The 17,723-nt window shown below is 72.4% G+C and carries 19 protein-coding genes; 9 read left to right on the forward strand and 10 right to left on the reverse strand.

Translation table 11 applies throughout. The annotated features are described in order from the left end of the window. Positions 1–87 precede the first annotated feature (87 nt). Positions 88–297: a DUF6243 family protein gene (locus ACFY9S_RS04145; protein WP_391122568.1), complete on the reverse strand. Its 210-nt coding sequence runs from the start codon at positions 295–297 to the stop codon at positions 88–90. Between the two features lie 106 nt (positions 298–403). Between ACFY9S_RS04145 and ACFY9S_RS04150 the strand changes: the two genes are divergently transcribed. Then, positions 404–1,045 carry a TetR/AcrR family transcriptional regulator C-terminal ligand-binding domain-containing protein gene (locus ACFY9S_RS04150; RefSeq protein ID WP_391122571.1) on the forward strand — a complete coding sequence of 214 codons (642 nt, stop codon included), beginning with the start codon at positions 404–406 and terminating at the stop codon, positions 1,043–1,045. Here the strand turns inward: ACFY9S_RS04150 and ACFY9S_RS04155 are convergent. Beyond that, the gene (locus ACFY9S_RS04155) at positions 1,024–1,881 is read right to left on the reverse strand and encodes a glycerophosphodiester phosphodiesterase family protein (protein ID WP_391122574.1); all 858 of its coding nucleotides are present in this window, start codon (positions 1,879–1,881) and stop codon (positions 1,024–1,026) included. The genes ACFY9S_RS04150 and ACFY9S_RS04155 overlap by 22 nt on opposite strands. Positions 1,882–2,089: 208 nt before the next feature. On the opposite strand from ACFY9S_RS04155, the gene ACFY9S_RS04160 reads away from it, so the two are divergent. Next, positions 2,090–2,830, forward strand: a complete 741-nt coding sequence (locus ACFY9S_RS04160; protein WP_391122577.1) for a bifunctional DNA primase/polymerase — start codon at positions 2,090–2,092, stop codon at positions 2,828–2,830. Positions 2,831–2,874: 44 nt separating this feature from the next. Here ACFY9S_RS04160 and ACFY9S_RS04165 read toward each other — a convergent pair whose 3' ends face one another. The 4 genes from ACFY9S_RS04165 to efeO form a co-directional block, all read right to left on the reverse strand. Beyond that, the gene (locus ACFY9S_RS04165) at positions 2,875–3,867 is read right to left on the reverse strand and encodes a hypothetical protein (protein ID WP_391122579.1); all 993 of its coding nucleotides are present in this window, start codon (positions 3,865–3,867) and stop codon (positions 2,875–2,877) included. Between the two features lie 149 nt (positions 3,868–4,016). After that, complete coding sequence (gene efeU / locus ACFY9S_RS04170; protein ID WP_391122582.1) at positions 4,017–4,850, reverse strand: iron uptake transporter permease EfeU; 834 nt, start codon at positions 4,848–4,850, stop codon at positions 4,017–4,019. A 5-nt stretch (positions 4,851–4,855) separates the two neighbouring features. Next, on the reverse strand, positions 4,856–6,103 hold the full coding sequence (gene efeB, locus ACFY9S_RS04175) for an iron uptake transporter deferrochelatase/peroxidase subunit (RefSeq protein WP_391122585.1): 1,248 nt from the start codon (positions 6,101–6,103) through the stop codon (positions 4,856–4,858). 11 nt (positions 6,104–6,114) lie between these two features. After that, positions 6,115–7,263 carry an iron uptake system protein EfeO gene (gene efeO / locus ACFY9S_RS04180; protein WP_391122588.1) on the reverse strand — a complete coding sequence of 383 codons (1,149 nt, stop codon included), beginning with the start codon at positions 7,261–7,263 and terminating at the stop codon, positions 6,115–6,117. A 160-nt stretch (positions 7,264–7,423) separates the two neighbouring features. On the opposite strand from efeO, the gene ACFY9S_RS04185 reads away from it, so the two are divergent. Both ACFY9S_RS04185 and ACFY9S_RS04190 read left to right on the forward strand, forming a co-directional pair. Further along, on the forward strand, positions 7,424–8,068 hold the full coding sequence (locus ACFY9S_RS04185; protein ID WP_391122591.1) for a PhzF family phenazine biosynthesis protein: 645 nt from the start codon (positions 7,424–7,426) through the stop codon (positions 8,066–8,068). Between the two features lie 98 nt (positions 8,069–8,166). Continuing rightward, positions 8,167–8,373: a hypothetical protein gene (locus ACFY9S_RS04190; RefSeq protein WP_161362584.1), complete on the forward strand. Its 207-nt coding sequence runs from the start codon at positions 8,167–8,169 to the stop codon at positions 8,371–8,373. A gap of 74 nt (positions 8,374–8,447) precedes the next feature. Here ACFY9S_RS04190 and ACFY9S_RS04195 read toward each other — a convergent pair whose 3' ends face one another. Next, the gene (locus ACFY9S_RS04195; protein ID WP_391122595.1) at positions 8,448–9,095 is read right to left on the reverse strand and encodes a biliverdin-producing heme oxygenase; all 648 of its coding nucleotides are present in this window, start codon (positions 9,093–9,095) and stop codon (positions 8,448–8,450) included. Positions 9,096–9,235: 140 nt separating this feature from the next. Next, positions 9,236–10,093: a type I methionyl aminopeptidase gene (gene map / locus ACFY9S_RS04200; RefSeq protein WP_102913476.1), complete on the reverse strand. Its 858-nt coding sequence runs from the start codon at positions 10,091–10,093 to the stop codon at positions 9,236–9,238. Between the two features lie 58 nt (positions 10,094–10,151). On the opposite strand from map, the gene ACFY9S_RS04205 reads away from it, so the two are divergent. Next, positions 10,152–10,385: a hypothetical protein gene (locus tag ACFY9S_RS04205; protein WP_102913475.1), complete on the forward strand. Its 234-nt coding sequence runs from the start codon at positions 10,152–10,154 to the stop codon at positions 10,383–10,385. A gap of 114 nt (positions 10,386–10,499) precedes the next feature. Here the strand turns inward: ACFY9S_RS04205 and ACFY9S_RS04210 are convergent, their stop codons facing one another. Beyond that, on the reverse strand, positions 10,500–11,102 hold the full coding sequence (locus tag ACFY9S_RS04210) for a hypothetical protein (RefSeq protein ID WP_391122599.1): 603 nt from the start codon (positions 11,100–11,102) through the stop codon (positions 10,500–10,502). A gap of 232 nt (positions 11,103–11,334) precedes the next feature. On the opposite strand from ACFY9S_RS04210, the gene npdG reads away from it, so the two are divergent. Then, positions 11,335–12,054, forward strand: coding sequence for an NADPH-dependent F420 reductase (gene npdG / locus ACFY9S_RS04215; protein ID WP_391122602.1), 720 nt, complete (start codon positions 11,335–11,337; stop codon positions 12,052–12,054). A 72-nt stretch (positions 12,055–12,126) separates the two neighbouring features. Continuing rightward, the gene (locus ACFY9S_RS04220; RefSeq protein ID WP_033305983.1) at positions 12,127–12,306 is read left to right on the forward strand and encodes a hypothetical protein; all 180 of its coding nucleotides are present in this window, start codon (positions 12,127–12,129) and stop codon (positions 12,304–12,306) included. Between the two features lie 10 nt (positions 12,307–12,316). Here the strand turns inward: ACFY9S_RS04220 and ACFY9S_RS04225 are convergent, their stop codons facing one another. Further along, a complete protein-coding gene (locus tag ACFY9S_RS04225; protein ID WP_102913471.1) occupies positions 12,317–13,117 on the reverse strand; it encodes a site-2 protease family protein in 801 nt (266 codons plus the stop codon). A 103-nt stretch (positions 13,118–13,220) separates the two neighbouring features. Between ACFY9S_RS04225 and ACFY9S_RS04230 the strand changes: the two genes are divergently transcribed. Beyond that, complete coding sequence (locus tag ACFY9S_RS04230) at positions 13,221–13,979, forward strand: DUF6578 domain-containing protein (RefSeq protein ID WP_391122606.1); 759 nt, start codon at positions 13,221–13,223, stop codon at positions 13,977–13,979. Between the two features lie 451 nt (positions 13,980–14,430). Then, the gene (locus tag ACFY9S_RS04235; RefSeq protein WP_391122609.1) at positions 14,431–17,709 is read left to right on the forward strand and encodes a BTAD domain-containing putative transcriptional regulator; all 3,279 of its coding nucleotides are present in this window, start codon (positions 14,431–14,433) and stop codon (positions 17,707–17,709) included. The last annotated feature ends 14 nt before the right edge of the window (positions 17,710–17,723 follow it).

Here is a 17,723-nt window from a genome sequence, read left to right on the forward strand (position 1 = left end):
GCGGTCCGCGACCGCCTCAGTACATCCGCCGGACATCCCGGGAGGATCCCGCGCGCGGGGGTCCGCTCTCCCTCGCGCGGGGGAGGGTCACGACACCCCGCCGGCCGTGCCCTCCTCCCGTCCCTCCCGCTGCTGTCGTTTCTCCTGGAGCTTGCGCAGCAGTTCGCGCTTCTGCGCCCGCGGGTCGAGACCGCCGCCGATCCGGCCGCCCCGGCCGCCGCCGCGCAGCTCCTCGCGGCCGAGGGTCCTGCGCGATCCGCCGACCCCCAGCATGTTTCCGGCTCCGCCTCGGGCCATCTCGGGCTCCTTCCCTGACTCCCATCGTGACGAGACGGTTCGTCTCGTGCATACGGCTCCACTGTCCGCGAGACGCTCCGTCTTGTCAATCTGATAACTTCGACTCATGGCCGCTCAGAAATCCACCCAGCCCGCCCCCGGGAAGCCCGCCCCCGACTCCACCCGGCGCAGTGAGAAGTCCCGCCGAGCGATCTACGACGCCGCCCTCGCGCTCGTCGTCGAGGCCGGCTACCCGAAGACCACCATCGAGGGGATCGCCGCCCGCGCGGGGGTCGGCAAGCAGACGATCTACCGATGGTGGTCGTCCAAGGCGGACGTCCTGATGGAGGCGTTCCTCGACCTGGCCCAGCAGTCCGTGCCGGACACCGGGCCGGAGCCGTACGTCTTCCCGGACACCGGCGATCTCGCCGCCGACGTCAAGGCCGTCCTGCGCGCCACCGTCGACCAGATGTGCGACCCAAGGTTCGACGTGCCGTCCCGCGCGCTGGCCGCCGAGGGCGTCGTCAACGAGCAGCTCGGGCGCGAGCTCGTGGCCAAGCTGATGCAGCCCTCACTGGACCTCTACGTCGCCCGCCTGCGCGCCGCGCAGGAGGCCGGCCAGGTGCGGCCCGAGATCGACCCGCGCATCGCCCTGGAGTTCTTCATCTCCCCGCTCGCCCAGCGCTGGCTCCAGCACACCGGCCCGATCTCCTACGAGTACACCGACACCCTCGTCGACTACGCCCTTCACGGCCTGGCCCCGCGCTGAGCGGACCGGGCCAGACGCCCCGGAGCGTCCGTGATCACGCCGCCGCAGCCCAGCGCCAGCACCCGGTCCCGCTGCGCGTCCGTCACCACGGTGTGCGCCCACACCCGGGCGATCCCCGAGTTCACCGCCCGCACCAGATCCGCGTCGCGTGCCCGGTGGTCCACGTCCAGCAGATCCACGAACGACCGCCAGCGCTCCGGGCGGTCCGTGCGCAGCTGCCGCGCCGAGCGCCACAGCTGCGTAAGGAGCCCGAGGCGGTGGACGCGCCGGGCCACCTCCGGGTCGTTGGAGTTCACGAACACCGAGCGGGTCAGGCCGCGGGACCGGATCAGCGCGGCCAGCCGCTCCAGGCTCCGCGGGTCCTTCGCCTCCAGCATCAGCACGATCCGACCGCCGAAACGATCCAGCACCTCGGCGACCGTCGGCGGCCGCTCCGAGCGCCAGCTCCCCGGGAGCCTGTCCTTCGGGTGCAGCCGTACGCCCCGCCACTCCCGGGCGTCCAGGCCGTGCACCGCGCCGCCCAGGTAGGTCGTGCGGTTCAGGGTCTCGTCGTGGAACACCACCGGCGTGCCGTCGCGCAGCAGCCGCGTGTCGAAGTCCAGCACCTGCGCCGTCCCGCGCTCATAGGCGGTCGTCAGCCCCGCCATGCTGTTCTCGGGGACCTCGCGGGCGCCGCCGCGGTGCGCGACGTACGTGATCCGGGGCAGGGCCGCCACGGTCAGCGGACCCGCGCCCCACTCCAGCGGAGCCGGGGCACGGCCGCCGGGTCCCGTGAGGGCCAGCGAGACCACGGAAGCCGCGGAGGCCAGACCCGTCAGCGCGATCCTTGTGACCATGGCGACCACGGTAGGACGCCATGTCATGGCAAAGCAGGCAATGACACCCGATCTTGGGGGAAGCGGCGTTCGCCGTTTCTCCTCCCTTCGGATGCCCGCTGTACGTTGCGCCCTTCCTGTCCTGGATGGTGGGCACTGGCCCCCCGGTGCGCGGGAAGATGGGACCATGAGGCATGCTGTTCCGCACGACGGCGAGGCGAGGGGATAGATGAGCGCGGAGTTCGGCGGCCGGACCGGCCTGCAGGGCAAACTCACCCAGTGGCTGCGCGCCGGGCGCCGGCCGAAGGAGACCGCCGGGGACGGCGGCCGTGAGGCCCTGCTGCTCGCCGCCGCCGGCGCGGGACTGCCCCTGGCGCCCGCGGCCCACCCGGCCGGGTACCGCTGCTCCTGCGACCGCGTCGGCTGTCCCACCCCCGCCCGGCACCCGGTGTCCTTCGCCTGGCAGACGCAGTCGACCACCGACCCCGCCCAGATCGAGCGCTGGGCCCGCCATCAGCCGCAGGCCAACTTCATCACCGCGACCGGCATGGTGCACGACGTCCTCGACGTGCCCCTCGATGCCGGTCGCGACGCTTTGGAGCGGCTGCTCGCCGCCGGCGTCGAGGTCGGGCCGGTCGCCGAGAGCGACGACGGCCGCCTCCTCTTCTTCACCCTCACCCGCGGCACACCCGAGGACGAGGACGAGTGGTGGCCGTGCGAACTGGACTGCCACCCCGAGACCGCGGACGAACACCCCGGGCTGCGCTGGCACTGCCGGGGCTCCTACGTCCTCGTACCCCCGGCTCGACTGCCCGGTGAGGACCAGGCGGTGCGGTGGGTGCGCGGGCCGGAGCACGCGCTGCCGGATCCGCTGAGCCTGCTGGAGGTGCTCACGGAGGTCGGCGGACGGTACGTCGGTGAGGACACCGGGCACGCCGCCGGGGCGGCCTGGCCCACACCGCGGCACTGAAGCCTGCCTGCCCCCGGCGACCGTGCCGTGAGGGCGGGTCTTGGCTACGAGCCCTCCGCCGAGGTCAGGCCCTGGATCCTGCCCAGGATCGTCACCTTGCCCTGGCCCTTGGGGTCCAGCGCCACCTCGTTGGAGACGAACTCCATGGTGAGGGACTGCTTGATCTCACCCTTCGTCAGGGCGAGGACGTCCTTGCCGGGACTGGGACCGGACGTGCCGGCGTAGGCGGTCTGCTTCTCGAAATGGCGTGTGGTGAAGAACACCAGCGCCCCGCCGTCCGCCGTGCGCAGCGCCAGGGGTGCGTAGTCGCCGTTCGTCAGCGGCTCGTCGATGTACTGGGTGACCATGCCCGGCTTCTTGGAGTTCTTCTGCCGCAGGGCACGCCACTGGTCGGTGTGGGGGCCGTCCGCGAAGGTCTCTCCGCCGCCCTGCAGATACGTCGTGTACGTCCGGCTCAGCTCGCCGGGGTCCGCGGCCAGGTCGGTGGAGTTCACGGGGACGGACTCGGCCCAGCCGTCGGCGTCCTTCTTGAACTGCGGGACCTTGCCCGGGGCGACGAGCGTCAGGTACGCCACCTGGAACGGGTCGTCCAGGCTGCTGCGGGTGAACACCAGCAGCCAGCGGGCGGTGCCGCCCTTGTTGCCGGCCGCGTCGACGACGAACCAGCGGGGCCAGCCCGCCTTCTTGGGGATCGTGAACTTCGCGTCCGTCAGCTTCAGCGGGGTGTGGTTCGGGTTGCCGTCCGGGTTGTTCGCCCTCCCGGCCTTCAGGCGGGCCGAGTCGATGTCGGCTAGAGCGCCGGTGGTGTGGTCGGCGTCCAGGGTGCCGTCGTAGGCCTTGTCGGCCTCGTTGTACGCGGCCGTGAACTTCTGGAGGGCCTCGGCGGCTTCGGCGCGGGTCGAGGACGGGAGGATCTCACGTTCGCCGTGCACGACGACGCATCCACTGGCCGACAGCGACAAAGCGGTCGCCGAGGTTGCTATGAGGGCGCTCCGGACGGGCCTGCGGAGCGTACGACGGTCGCGATCCCTGCTCATCGGGTACCTTCACCTTCCCCTTTCCGGAGGCGAACCCTACCGGGTGCCTCCGGCGGCTGGGCCGCGGGTGGGGTGCGGTTGCGCAGGCGGGACACCGTTCCGCCGGGTTGCGCACCCACCCGGCCTCAGGCGTCGGCGGTGGTGCGTTGTCATGCCTTGTCGCGTACCCGAGTCGGGGCCGTCCGCCGGGTCGGCGCCAGGAACAGGGCCAGGGTCGGGATCAAGTACAGGAGCCACACCGTGACCTGGAGTGTGGTGGGGTCGGGCTGGAAGTTGAGGACGCCCTTGAGGAGCGTGCCGTACCAGCTGTCCGGGGGGATCGTGCCCGAGATGTCGAAGGCCTTGTCGGTGAGGCCGGGCAGGAAGTCGGCCTCCTGGAGGTCGTGGAAGCCGTACGCCAGGACGCCGGCCGCGACGACCACCAGCATGCCGCCGGTGTACGTGAAGAACCTGGCCAGGTCGATGCGCAGCGCCCCCCGGTAGAACAGCAGGCCCAGGAGGATCGCCGTCGTCAGGCCCAGGGCGACGCCGAGCAGGGGACGCGGTGTGCCGTCGCTCGCCGCGTGCACCGAGGCCCAGACGAACAGGGCCGTTTCCAGGCCCTCCCGGCCCACCGCGAGGAAGGCCGTGGCGACCAGCGCGCCCGTGCCCATCGCCAGCGCCGCGTCCAGCCTGCCGTGCAGCTCCGACTTGAGGTGGCGGGCGGTGCGCCGCATCCAGAACACCATCCAGGTCACCAGGCACACGGCCAGGATCGACAGCGAGCCGCCGAGCGCCTCCTGCGCCTGGAACGTCAGCTGCTGGGAGCCGAATTCGAGCGCGCAGCCGAAGCCCAGCGCGAGGGCCACCGCCACGCCGATCCCGGTCCAGACCGGCTTCAGTGCGTCCCTGCGGTCCGTCTTGACCAGGTAGGCGATGATGATGCAGACGACGAGGCTCGCCTCCAGGCCCTCGCGCAGACCGATCAGGTAGTTGGAGAACATCGGGTCTACGCCTCCCCGGAGAACAGCGTCCGGCCCCACCAGTCGCCCTTGTCGCGGACGCCCGGCGGGATCGCGAAGAGCGCCGAACCCACGTGCTGGATGTACTCGTTGAGCGCGTCCGCGGCCAGGCTGCGCTGGATGGGGATGAACCCCTCGCGGACGTCGCGCTGGTAGGCCAGGAAGAACAGGCCCGCGTCCAGGCGGCCGAGGCCGTCCGTGCCGTCGGTGAAGGAGTAGCCGCGGCGCAGAATCGTCGCCCCGTGGTTGGTGTCGGGGTGCGCGAGCCGGACGTGCGCGTCGGGTTTCATCGCCTTCAGGAACGGCTCGTCGTGCTCCTTGGCCTTGCCGACCGGGGCACCCTCGCCCTTGTCGCGGCCGAAGATGTCCTCCTGCTCCTGCAGCGAGGTGCGGTCCCAGGTTTCGATGTGCATGCGGATGCGCCGCGCCACGAGGTAGCTGCCGCCCGCCATCCAGGCCGGTCCGTCCTTGTCGTCGACCCAGACGAACTTCTTCAGGCGGTCCGTTTCGGTGCCCGCGATGTTGCGGGTGCCGTCCTTGAAGCCCATCAGGTTGCGCGGCGTCTGCGCCTCGGGCGTGGTGGAGGAGGTCTTGCCGAAGCCGAGCTGCGACCAGCGGATGACGACCTTGCCGAAGCCGATGCGGGCCAGGTTGCGGACGGCGTGGACCGCGACCTGGGGGTCGTCGGCGCAGGCCTGGACGCACAGGTCGCCGCCGCTGCGGTTCCTGTCCAGGTTGTCGCCCGCGAACTTCGGCAGGTCGACCAGGGCTTCCGGACGGCGGTCCGTGAGGCCGAACTCCCGGAACAGGGACGGGCCGAAGCCGATCGTGAGGGTCAGGCGGGAGGGCTTCAGGCCCAGTGCCTCGCCGGTGTCGTCCGGGGGCGCCTCGGCCAGGCCGCCGTAGGCGCCCTCGCCGACGGCGTGGCCGGCCGTCATACGCCGGGCGGCCGTCGTCCAGTCCTTCAGCAACCGGACGAAGGCGTCCCGGTCCTCGGTCGTCACGTCGAACGCGGCGAAGTGCAGGCGGTCCTGCACCGGGGTGTCGATGCCCGCCTGGTGGGGGCCGTGGAAGGCGATCGCCGAGCCGGCCGGCCCGGTGCCGTCCTCGGTGGCGTCCTCGGGGCGGGCCAGCGCCACCGCGCCGCCCGCCGCGGCCGCGCCGAGCGCCAGGCCCGCGCCGCCCCAGCCCAGCAGCGAACGGCGGCTGGGGGAGGGGGAGTCGGTGTCCGTCATCGGGGCCACCGCTACTTCACCACGGCCGCGGCGAGCTTCGACAGCGGCTCCGCCAGGGCGTTGACCGCGTCCGAGAGTTCCTTGCGGTCGGCCTTGCCGACCTTGTCGTAGGAGGTGAAGTCGTACGACGTGGTGTCGGGGCGGTACTTGTCCAGCAGCTTGTCCAGGGCCGCGAACTGCTCGTCGAGTTCGGTGACGAGGGCCGCGTCGTTCTCCTTCGCGACCGGCTTCAGCAGGTCGTACGACCTCTGCGCGCCCTCGACATTGGCCTTGAAGTCGACCAGGTCGGTGTGCGAGTAGCGCTCCTCCTCGCCGGTGACCTTGCCGGTGGCGACCTCGTCGAGGAGTTCCTTGGCGCCGTTGGCCATGGAGGTGGGGGTGATCTCGGCCTTGCCGACCCGGTTCTGCCAGTCCTTCAGGTCCTTGATCAGCAGGTCGGCGAGGTCCTTCTCGCGGGTGCCGATCTTCTTGTCCTGCCAGAGGGCCTTCTCCAGGCGGTGCCAGCCCGTCCAGTCGGTGGCCGGATCCTGGCCGTCCTCCAGACCGTCCTCGCGGACGTCGACCTTGGGGTCGATGTCGCCGAACGACTCGGCGACCGGCTCGGTGCGCTCCCAGCCGATGCGGGAGGGGGCGTAGGCCTTCTTCGCCGCCTCGATGTCGCCGTCCTTGACGGCCTTCGCGAACGCCTCGGCCTTCGGCAGCGTCTCGTCGGCCTGCTGCTGCGCGTAGGCGCGATAGGCCGCGACGGCCTTGTCCAGACGGGGGTCGCGCTGGACGGCCTTGCCGCCGGTGGCCTTGACGGCCTGGCGGATGCCGTCGCCCTTCATGCCGGGCTTGCAGGCGATCCGGTAGTCACCGGCCTTCACCTCGGCGGTGACCCGCTGCTTGGTGCCGGGGCCTATGTTCTCCCGCTCGGTGACCACGCGGTCGTCGGGGAAGAGGACGTAGACCTCGGTGACCTTGGAGCCCTTGTTCTCGATGGCCAGTTCGACGTGTCCGGCCGGGAACTCCTTCTTCGACACCCGGCACTCGTCGTCCGTCGCCGTCACGTTGATCACGTGGTCGCCGTCCTTCGCGCCGCTCTTCTCGGTGCAGCCGGTGACGGCGGCCAGGGCCGCCGCGGCGGCGATGACGACGGAAGCTGGACGGACGGGTCGCATGAGGGCTCCAGGAGAGAGAAGGTGAGGCTCACCTAAGACGGCACATAAGGATTACCTAAGTGGCTCAAAATCGCCCCCATGGTTGCGTCAAGGGACGGTCAAAGGTCGCATCACGACCCCTGGGTCACCGACATGCCCTTGACCGGCGAGAATGCCCCTCGTGACTGACTACGACGTGCTCCGCGTCTTCTGCGGGCCGAACGGTGGGTACGGCAACGAGCTCGGGGTCGTGCGCGAGGGGTCCGTTATGCCCGAGCGGGACGAACGGCAGGCGTTCGCCGCGAAGGTCGGATTCAGCGAGACCGTGTTCGTCGACGATCCCGAGCGCGGAGTGATCGACATCTACACCCCGACGCTGCGGCTGCCCTTCGCCGGGCACCCCTGCGTCGGCACGGCATGGCTGCTCGACGTGCCCGAACTGGTCACGTCCGCGGGCGTGGTCGGCACCCGGCAGGACGGGGAGTTCTGCTGGATCGAGGCCCGGGCGGAGTGGGTGCCGCCGCGGACCCTGCGCCGGTACGGCAGCGCCGCCGAGGTCGACGACCTGGCCGTGCCGCCACCGGGGGAGTGGGTGTACGCCTGGGCGTGGGAGGACGAGCCCGCCGGACGGATCCGGGCCCGGGCCTTCCCCGGCCGGGGCGACGGCATCGACGAGGACGAGGCGACCGGGGCCGCTGCCCTGCTGCTCACCGACCGGCTGGGCCGGGCCCTGAACATCACCCAGGGCGCGGGCTCCCAGATCCTCACCGCGCCCCAGCCGGGCGGATGGACCGAGGTCGGCGGCCGGGTCCATCTGGAACGCTGACCCGGACGGAGCGCGTCCGTACGGGTGGAACAGCGTGTGTGAGTGGCGGTGAACGGGGACCTCTGGGCGTGACCAAGCAACACCGCGAGAGGAATCTCATGCGCATCCGATCCGCTCTGGCCGTCGTCGCCCTGACCGCCGCCCTGTCCGCCACCGGTGCGGCGGCGGCCTCCGCAAACGACGACGCGGAATACCGCGACGACCACCACGTGGCGTGCAGCCCGTACTTCGGTGAGCTCGAGGCCGAGACCGCCGAGATCGAGTGGGGCGGGGCCGTCTGCCACAACGGTCCGTTCGACATCTGAGCAGGACAGGCCCGGCATCGGCCGAGCCGGCACCGGGACCCCCTCACCGCGCGCGGCGAGGGGGCCCCGCGCGTTCACGCCGTCAGCGGAAACTCCTCGCCCAGCGCCTCGAACATCGCGTTGTTCAACCCGTACGCCCGCTTGCACTCGGCCACGATCCGCTGCCGCTCCAGCTCGCCACCGGGCACCGCGTCCAGCAGCTCCGCGTAAGTCCGCTTGAAGGCGGCCGGATTGGGGATCTCCTCGAAGACGTAGAAGCGGACGCCGTCGCCCTTCTTCGCGAAACCCCAGTTCCTCTCGGCCGTGTCGCGGATGATCTGCCCGCCGGAGAGGTCGCCGAGGTAGCGGGTGTAGTGGTGGGCGACGTAGCCGGCCGGCCGGCTGCGGGCGCACGACGTGATCCGTTCGGCGTACTCCAGGGTGGCCGGCAGCGCGCTGACCGTCCTCCGCCAGCCGGGGCCGCGCAGGTACTCCAGGTCCCGCTCCAGCGCCGCCATGCGGAACAGCTCGGGCCGGACGAAGGGGCCGGCCACCGGGTCGGCGGCGAGCCGCCGGGCGCCGGACTCCAGCGCGCCGTACACGAACCACAGCTGCTCCGTGTAGCGCGCGAAGGCGTCGACCCCCAGCTTGCGCCCCAGCAGGTCGCCGATGAAGGTCGAACCCCTGACCTCTTCGTGCTGCTCGCGAGAAGCGGTCCGAAGGAGCGTCGAGAAGGATTCCATGGGCCTACTTTTCCCGACGGGCTGTCGGTAAAAACCCCGGCACCGAAAGAAGCGGCCCGCCCCTGGAGGAGGGCGGGCCGTGAGGTGGCGTGCGGGGGTGCGGTGAGTGCGGGGGTGCGGGCCGTGCGGTGACGTGCGGGCTACGGCAGTGTGAGGATCTCCGCGCCCGAGTCCGTCACCACCAGCGTGTGCTCGAACTGGGCCGTCCGCTTCCGGTCCTTCGTGACGACGGTCCAGCCGTCGTCCCACATGTCGTACTCGTGCGTCCCGAGCGTCAGCATCGGCTCGATCGTGAACGTCATGCCGGGCTGGATGACCGTCGTCGCGTGCGGGCTGTCGTAGTGCGGGATGATCAGGCCCGAGTGGAACGACGAGTTGATGCCGTGCCCGGTGAAGTCGCGGACGACCCCGTAGCCGAAGCGCTTGGCGTACGACTCGATGACCCGGCCGATGATGTTGATCTGCCGGCCCGGCTTCACCGCCTTGATCGCCCGCTCCAGGGACTCCCGGGTCCGCTCCACCAGCAGCCGCGACTCCTCGTCGACGTCACCCACCAGGTAGGTGGCGTTGTTGTCGCCGTGCACACCGCCGATGTACGCCGTCACGTCGAGGTTGACGATGTCGCCGTCGCGCAGGACCGTCGAGTCCGGGATGCCGTGGCAGATGACCTCGTTGACCGACGAGCACAGGGACTTCGGGAAGCCGCGGTAGCCCAGCGTCGAGGGGTAGGCGCCGTGGTCGCACATGTACTCGTGCGCGACCCTGTCCAGCTCGTCCGTGGTCACCCCGGGGGCGATCAGCTTCGCGGCCTCCGCCATCGCCCGGGCCGCGACACGGCCGGCCACGCGCATCGCCTCGATGGTCTCGGGCGTCTGCACCTCCGGTCCGGTGTACGGCGTCGGCGCGGGCTTGCCGACGTACTCGGGGCGGCGGATGTTTCCGGGCACGGGACGGGTGGGGGACAGCTCCCCTGGTACGAGCAGCGACTGGCCAGACATGCCAGCGAGTCTAACCAGCGGCCATGGGGGAACATGACGGTGGCGAGAGGAGCTGGTCATGGCCCTGTTCAAGAAGCGCACGGTCGGCAAGCCGGGTGAGTGGTACTACTGCCTGGAGCACAAGAAGGTCGAAGAGGGGCCGGAGTGCCCCAACAAGGACCGGTTCGGGCCGTACGCCTCCCGCACGGAGGCCGAACACGCGATGGCGACCGCCCGCGAGCGCAACCTCCAGTGGGAGAACGACCCCAAGTGGCACGACGCCCCGGCGGGCGGCAGGGACGACGAGAGCTGAGCCCCCAACGGCGCCCGGGTCCGCGACAGTCACGGACCCGGGCGTTCGCTATGGCCTCGGACCCCGGGCGTTCGCGAGGGCGGGGCACCGAGCCCGCAGCAGGACGCGCGGATGTCACCAGCGGGCCGGCGGCGGTGCCGTCAGGTGCTCAGCCAGTCGGGCCACCCGGTCCCGGAAGCGCCGCCGCCCACGCGGCGTCGGCAGGGCGTTCTCCCCGGCCGCCGCGCTGACCAGGTGCTGCACCGTGTCGAGGTCCAGTTCCGAGCCGTCGGGCACGGCCAGGGTCTCGTGCGCCATGGACGGCAACTCGCCCTGCCCGGGGCCGAGGGCAAGAACCGTCGCTCCGGCGCGACGGGCATCGGACACCCGTTCCACGAGTGGTGCCGCGGGCTCGCCGGGGGCGACCACCAGCAGTGTCTCGCCCCGCCTGGCCGCCTCCAGCCGGCCCAGACCGACCGCCAGGTGCGCCGGATCAGAAGGGCGCGCGTTGTGCCGCACCAGGATCGGGGCCAGCTCCGGAGTACCCGACCAGGCGGCCTCGTCCACCAGGTGCGCGGCCAGATGCCACGGCTCGTACGACGGCGTGCCGACCAGCAGCAGCCCACCTCCGTGCGACACCACCGAGCCGCGCAGCGCCCCGGCGAACCGCCGCGTCGCCCCCAGCCACTCCGTCCCGGCGAGCACTTCCCGCAGCAAAGCGACCCGAACCGCATCCATGGGAGCGCATCCTGCCCCGAGCGGTCACTCGCCAGGTGCGGTTCACCTCGTGTTCGCCCGGGCTGGGTAGGCCGACCGGTCACCCGTACCACCGTCGAACGACGGGTCGTCGCACGCAACGGCGCCGCCCTCGCCGGAAACCCGCGCCGGTCGTCCTCGCCCACCGGCCGCGTCCTGGGGCGATGGCACAGCCGTGGAGTCGGGGCGATGGCACGGTCGTAGAGTCGGGGCCATGACCTCTACCGACAGTGCTGCCACCGACAACGCCCAGAAGGCCCCCGCCAAGGACCCCTGGGACCTGCCCGACGTCTCCGGACTCGTGGTGGGGGTGCTCGGCGGGACCGGGCCGCAGGGCAAGGGCCTGGCCTACCGGCTCGCCCAGGCCGGCCAGAAGGTGATCATCGGCTCGCGTGCCGCCGACCGCGCCCGGGCAGCAGCCGAGGAACTCGGCCACGGCGTCGAGGGCGCCGACAACGCCGAGACCGCCCGCCGCAGCGACATCGTGATCGTCGCCGTGCCCTGGGACGGCCATGGCAAGACCCTCGAATCCCTGCGCGAGGAACTGGCCGGCAAGCTCGTCGTCGACTGCGTCAACCCGCTCGGCTTCGACAAGAAGGGCGCCTACGCCCTCAAGCCCGAGGAGGGCAGCGCCGCCGAGCAGGCCGCCGCCCTGCTGCCGGACTCCCGGGTCACGGCGGCCTTCCACCACCTGTCGGCCGTGCTGCTCCAGGACCCGGAGATCGACGAGATCGACACCGACGTGATGGTGCTCGGCGAGGTCCGCGCCGACGTCGAGATCGTCCAGGCCCTCGCCGGCCGCATCCCCGGCATGCGCGGCATCTTCGCCGGACGGCTGCGCAACGCCCACCAGGTGGAGTCGCTGGTGGCGAACCTGATCTCCGTGAACCGCCGGTACAAGGCGCACGCGGGCCTGCGGGTCACCGACGTGTGAGCCGGTGACGTACATGGGGGACACTGGACGGCACCAGCAGTGCCGCAGTGTCCCCCGACAGGAGTCGACCCCATGCCCCGCCTCGCCCTCTACGCCCTGATCGTCTGCGTCCTCTCCGTGGCCGCCGCCGTGGTCTCCTTCACGCGGGGCAGCTTCCTGGGGATCGTGTGGGTACTGCTGGCGGGCCTGTCGTCCAACATGTGCTGGTACTACGCCAAGCGCGCCAAGCAGCGGAAGTCCGTCGCCGGCTGACCCGCGCCCGTCACGGAGCCGCCGAACAGAACTCGTTCGAGCCCTGCCAGAAGCGATACAGCGCCTGCCCGCAGTACGTCTCGAAGTCGCTGATCCCCAGGGACTTCAGGATCGTGTCGATCACGTCGAAGAAGACGCCGTTCACCGCCGGCAGCCACAGCAGGGCGAACACGAAGAGCAGACCGAACGGCGCGAACGGCTCCACCTGGCGCCGGATGCCGTACGACAGCCAGGGCTCGATGACGCCGTAGCCGTCCAGGCCCGGCACCGGCAGGAAGTTCAGCAGCGCCGCCGTCACCTGGAGCAGCGCGAGGAAGGCGAGGGCGAACCGGAAGTCGTTCGGCACGCCGTCCAGCGCGTCCAGCCAGAACGGGGCGGTGCAGACGACGGCGAACAGCACGTTCGTCAGCGGGCCCGCCGCCGAGATCAGACTGTGCTTCCAGCGCCCCTGGATCCGCCCCCGCTCGATGAACACGGCGCCGCCGGGCAGCCCGATGCCGCCCATGATCACGAAGATCACCGGGAGCACGATGCTGAGCAGCGCGTGCGTGTACTTCAACGGGTTCAGGGTCAGATAGCCCTTCGCGCCGATGGAGATGTCGCCGCTGTGCAGGGCGGTGCGCGCGTGCGCGTACTCGTGCAGACACAGCGAGACGATCCATGCCGCCGTCACGAAGAGGAACACGGCGACGCCGGGCTGCTCGGCGAACCCGGTCCAGGTCGCCCATCCCGTGACCGCCGTCACAGCGACGATCCCGACGAAGACGGGACTGATCCGCCGCTCGCTGTGGCGGGTGGTGGCGGTGGTCATGGGGCTCCCTGCACTCATCAACACGGGGTGGGACGGCCCGACGGTACCGGGCGCAGGTGAAAAACGTCTCGCGCGGGGCGGTCGGTTCCAGGAGGCTGGGGGCATGGGGCTGTGGCACGTGTTCTACGAGGACTGGCAGATGGAGTGCTGCGGCACGCCCTTCGCGGTGGGCGACGAGGTCAGCTGGCCGCTGCTGCTCCTGGACCCCGGCACCGTGCTGGGCGGCGGCTGGCTCGACCAGCTCACCGAGGTCGCCGGGCCCGTGGAAGAGGTGGGCGGGGTGCGGATGGTGCGGGAGGAGACGGGCCTCGCGGTGGCCCTGGGGGCGGACCCGGACGCCGAGGAGGACCGGCGCCGCGAGCCGGGAGGCCGGATGCGGTCGGCCGGGCTGCTGTCCGTCGAGCGGCACGGCGCGCGGTGGCCCGAGGCCGGCGGGCTGGTGCGGGCCGTGCAGGTGCTGACCCAGGCCTGGACCGAGACCGCACCCGGATCGCGCTCCTACGAGCCGGTGGCGGCGGAGCGCCGGCTGCGGCCGGTGGACCGGTGCCCCGAGTGGTTCAAGGAGACCGAGGCGGAACGGGCGGCCGACGGGCGGTGGCGGCGCTCGCGCGAGTCGGGCGTGGTGGTGACCCTGGAGGTGCCGGGCACGGACTCCCGGCTCTCCCACGCCGTCCGTGAGGCCCGGGGCATCCCCCGGCAGGGGGCTGAGCCGGGCGCGGAGACACGGGGCATCCCGGCGGCGGATCTGGCGGTTCTGCTGGAGAGCCTGAGCACCCCGCGGCGACGAGGCCGGCCCGGCACAGCCGGATGGCCGACGGACCCGGGGCCCGTCGCGCGACGCGGAGCGGACGAAGGTCCGTGACGAGTCCCTGCTCCACAACCGTGGTCCCGCTCGGGGCCCGCCGCCCCGACCGGGCCCGCCAGCCGCCTCGGCCGGCCGCACCGGGTGCCTCGGCCGGCCGCGCCGGGTGCCGCTCGATGGCCTCCGGGGGTTCCGTGCCGGGCTCCGGGCCCTGGTCGGGGTGCCGGGTGTTGCCCGGTGGCTTTGGTGTCGTCGTGTCGGGCTTCGGGTGCCTGGCTGGTCGTGCCGGGTGCCGCTCGATGGCCCGGGGGTTTCGTGTCGGGCTTCGGGCGTTCCGGTCGGGCGTGCCCGGTGTCGCCCGGTGGCTCCGGTGACCTCGTCGGTGTCCGGGCGCCCCGGGCGGTCGTGTGGCGCCGCCGACGACCCCGACACCCTCGTGCCGGCCCCTCCACGGCCCGCCGCGCCGTCAACCGCCGTGACCCGCCCCCGTATCACCGGAGACAATGAGCCCGTGCACTACCGCATCCTCGGCACCACTCAGGCGCTCCGCAGCGACGGGTCGGTCGTTCCGGTCGGCGGGGCGCGGCTGCGCGCGTTGCTGACCGTGCTCGCGCTGCGGGCCGGACGGACCGTGCCCGCGGGGCTGCTCGTCGACGAGGTGTGGGGCGGGCAGCCGCCCGCCGACGCGCCGGGGGCGCTGCAGGCCCTGGTCGGGCGGCTGCGGCGGGCGCTCGGGGCGGACGCGGTCGCCTCCGTCGAGGGCGGGTACCGGCTCACGGCCGCGCCCGACGACGTCGACCTGCACCGGTTCGAGCGGCTGGCCGGTGAGGGACTGCGGGCGCTGGCCGACGGCGACCCCGCAAAGGCCGCCGTGGTCCTCGACGACGCCCTCGCCCTGTGGCGCGGCCCCGCTCTCGCCGACCTGCCCGACCGCACCGCCGAGGCGGCCCGCCGGGACACCCGCCGCCTGGACGCGCTCCGGGCCCGACACTCCGCCGCCCTCGCCCTGGGCCAGGCCGTGCAGTCCCTGCCGGAGCTGACCGCCCTGTGCGACAGCCATCCCCTGGACGAGCCTCTTCAGGCCCTGCGTCTGCGGGCCCTGCGAGACGTCGGCCGTGCGGCGGAGGCGCTGGAGGCCTACGAAGACGTCCGGCGGTCGCTCGCCGATCGCCTCGGCGCCGACCCGGGGCCGGAACTGCGTGCCCTGCACGCGGAGTTGCTTCGGCTGGGGGACACACCCGCACCCGCGCCGGAGGAGGGGGCGCCGCCCCGGCCCGCCGGCAACCTCCGTGCCCGCCTCACCTCCTTCATCGGCCGGGAGACCGACATCGAGACCATCCGCGGGGATCTCGCTCAGGCCCGGCTGGTCACCCTGCTAGGCCCCGGCGGAGCAGGGAAGACCCGGCTGTCGCAGGAGACCGCGGAGACCGTGCGCGAGGCGATGCCCGGCGGCGTGTGGCTGGCCGAACTCGCCCCCGTCGACGACCCGGACGCCGTACCGGAGGCCGTGCTCACCGCCGTCGGCGCCCGAGAGACCGTGCTGTACGGTGCCGGCGCCGAGGGCATCCGCGCCGCCGTCGCCGACCGGATCGACGACCCCGTCGAGCGGCTCGCCGAACACTGCTCCCGGCCCCGCATGCTGCTGATCCTCGACAACTGCGAGCACGTCGCCGACGCCGCCGCCCGGCTCACCGAGGAGCTGCTGGCGCGCTGCCCGCACCTCACCGTCCTGGCCACCAGCCGTGAACCCCTCGGTGTCCCGGGCGAGTTGCTGCGGCCGGTGGAGCCGTTGCCCGAGCCGGTCGCGCTGCGGCTGCTGGCCGACCGGGGTGCGGCGGCCCGGCCCGGTTTCCGGATCGAGGACGACCCGGGGGCGTGCGCCGAGATCTGCCGCCGCCTCGACGGCCTGCCGCTGGCCATCGAACTGGCCGCCGCCCGGCTGCGGATGCTCACACCCCGCCAGATCGCCGACCGGCTGGACGACCGCTTCCGTCTCCTCACCTCCGGCAGCCGCACCGTCCTGCCCCGCCAGCAGACCCTCAGAGCGGTCGTCGACTGGTCATGGGACCTGCTCGACGAGGAGGAACGTGACGTCCTGCGCCGGCTGTCGGTGTTCGCCGGCGGCTGCGACCTGCCGGCCGCCGAGGCGGTGTGCGGACCGGCCGCCCTGGAGGCGCTCGGTTCCCTCGTCGACCGCTCCCTGGTCGTGGCCGCCCCGCCCGGCTCCTCGGCCGACGGGGAGATGCGCTACCGGCTCCTGGAGACGGTCGCCGAGTACGCCGCCGAACGGCTGGACGAGTCCGGGCGGCGGTCCGAAGCCGAGCGGGCCCATCTGACGTACTTCCGTGAACTGGCCCGCGTCACCGACCCGTTACTGCGCGGCCCCGGCCAACTCGAGGCCATCCAGCGGCTGGAGCGCGAGTACGAGAACCTGCGTACCGCGCTGCGGCACGCCGTCGTCCTGCGCGACGAGCAGGAGGCGCTGTGCCTGGCGCTGTCCCTCGTCTGGTACTGGCAGATGCGCGATCTGCGCATCGAGGCGCGCAACTGGTGCCGCGAGGTCATGGCGCTCGGCCCCGACCCCTTCACCGAGCCCGTCCGCCCCGCCACCGCGGTGTGGCAGCGCTGTACCGACGCCCCGCCCCCGATGACCGGCGAGGTCCTGTGGGAGGCGCGGCGCGGCGCTCACCTCGCCCATCTGGCCTGTATGGACACCGAGTTGGACGCCTGGCAGAACCCGGAGCCCCAGCGGAAGCTGCGCGCGATCGCCGGGACCTACGAGCCCGGTCTGCCGCAGAACTGCCGGATGCCCGGCCTGCTCTGGTTCTTCGCCGTGATGCTGACCGGAGAGATGGACCGGCTGCGCGTCATCATCGACGCGTCCATCCGCACCTGCCGGCGGACCCCGGGATTCGACTGGGAACTCGCCTCCGGCCTCCAGATGCGGGCCAACTTCCTCGCCAACCGCACCGACTGGGCGGGCGACGCCGCCCGTGACGCCGACGAGGCACTGGAGATCTTCCGCCGCCTCGGCGACGACTGGGGCACTGCCGAAGCCCTCTCCGCACGCGCCGAGGCCCATGAGCGCAAGGGTGACTACGCCATGGCCGCCGCCGACTACGAAGCGGCCATCGGGCACGCCGAACGCCTCGGCGCCCGTGCCCAGTCGGCGGTCCTGCGCGCCCGGCTGGGCAACGCGCTGCTGGAGGCGGGCGAGGACGAACGCGGCGAACGGCTGCTGCGCGAGGTGATCGCCCAGCACGAGGACGCACACAGCGAGGCCATGCCCGCCGCCCGCCTCTTCCTGGCCGGCCGGCTGGGCATGACGGACCGCGTCCCCGAGGCACGCGAGCACCTGCGGCGGCTGCGCGAGGACTTCCGCATCGCCCACTTCATCGTCTTCGACGCGTACATCCTCGGCGCGGAGGCGTGGCTGGACGCCACGGAGGGACGGTTCGAGGAGTGCGTGCGCCGGATCCGCAAGGGGATGCAGCGGGCCGCCGACCCGCTGTCCGAGGCCATCACGCCCCATTTGCGTTCGGGGTACCTGATCATCGGCGCTCGGGCCCTGGCCGGCATGGACGGCGGAGGGCGCGCCGCGGACGCGGCCCGTTGCCTGGGCGCCTTCGACGCCCTGCTGCCGCCCGGTCACCACGCCCAGCGGCAGGAGCGCGAGACCCGCGAGCGGACGGAGCGGCAGGTCCGGGCACTGCTCGGCGACGAGGCGTACGAGACCGCCTACGCCGAAGGCGGCAGCCTCTCCCCCGAGGAGGCCGCCGCCCTGCTCTGACGCGGACCGGTCCC

The sequence above is a fragment of the Streptomyces sp. NPDC012474 genome, from assembly GCF_042955185.1.
GTDB lineage: Bacteria > Actinomycetota > Actinomycetes > Streptomycetales > Streptomycetaceae > Streptomyces > Streptomyces cahuitamycinicus.

Coding starts and splice junctions, on each gene's coding strand:
- ACFY9S_RS04160 (WP_391122577.1), top strand. CDS start 2,090: ATGAGCGCGGAGTTCGGCGGCCGGACCGGCCTGCAGGGCAAACTCACC.
- map (WP_102913476.1), bottom strand. CDS start 10,093: ATGTCTGGCCAGTCGCTGCTCGTACCAGGGGAGCTGTCCCCCACCCGT.
- ACFY9S_RS04195 (WP_391122595.1), bottom strand. CDS start 9,095: ATGGAATCCTTCTCGACGCTCCTTCGGACCGCTTCTCGCGAGCAGCAC.
- ACFY9S_RS04150 (WP_391122571.1), top strand. CDS start 404: ATGGCCGCTCAGAAATCCACCCAGCCCGCCCCCGGGAAGCCCGCCCCC.
- ACFY9S_RS04165 (WP_391122579.1), bottom strand. CDS start 3,867: ATGAGCAGGGATCGCGACCGTCGTACGCTCCGCAGGCCCGTCCGGAGC.
- ACFY9S_RS04230 (WP_391122606.1), top strand. CDS start 13,221: ATGGGGCTGTGGCACGTGTTCTACGAGGACTGGCAGATGGAGTGCTGC.
- npdG (WP_391122602.1), top strand. CDS start 11,335: ATGACCTCTACCGACAGTGCTGCCACCGACAACGCCCAGAAGGCCCCC.
- ACFY9S_RS04205 (WP_102913475.1), top strand. CDS start 10,152: ATGGCCCTGTTCAAGAAGCGCACGGTCGGCAAGCCGGGTGAGTGGTAC.
- ACFY9S_RS04145 (WP_391122568.1), bottom strand. CDS start 297: ATGGCCCGAGGCGGAGCCGGAAACATGCTGGGGGTCGGCGGATCGCGC.
- ACFY9S_RS04190 (WP_161362584.1), top strand. CDS start 8,167: ATGCGCATCCGATCCGCTCTGGCCGTCGTCGCCCTGACCGCCGCCCTG.
- efeB (WP_391122585.1), bottom strand. CDS start 6,103: ATGACGGACACCGACTCCCCCTCCCCCAGCCGCCGTTCGCTGCTGGGC.
- efeO (WP_391122588.1), bottom strand. CDS start 7,263: ATGCGACCCGTCCGTCCAGCTTCCGTCGTCATCGCCGCCGCGGCGGCC.
- ACFY9S_RS04210 (WP_391122599.1), bottom strand. CDS start 11,102: ATGGATGCGGTTCGGGTCGCTTTGCTGCGGGAAGTGCTCGCCGGGACG.
- efeU (WP_391122582.1), bottom strand. CDS start 4,850: ATGTTCTCCAACTACCTGATCGGTCTGCGCGAGGGCCTGGAGGCGAGC.
- ACFY9S_RS04225 (WP_102913471.1), bottom strand. CDS start 13,117: ATGACCACCGCCACCACCCGCCACAGCGAGCGGCGGATCAGTCCCGTC.
- ACFY9S_RS04155 (WP_391122574.1), bottom strand. CDS start 1,881: ATGGTCACAAGGATCGCGCTGACGGGTCTGGCCTCCGCGGCTTCCGTG.
- ACFY9S_RS04220 (WP_033305983.1), top strand. CDS start 12,127: ATGCCCCGCCTCGCCCTCTACGCCCTGATCGTCTGCGTCCTCTCCGTG.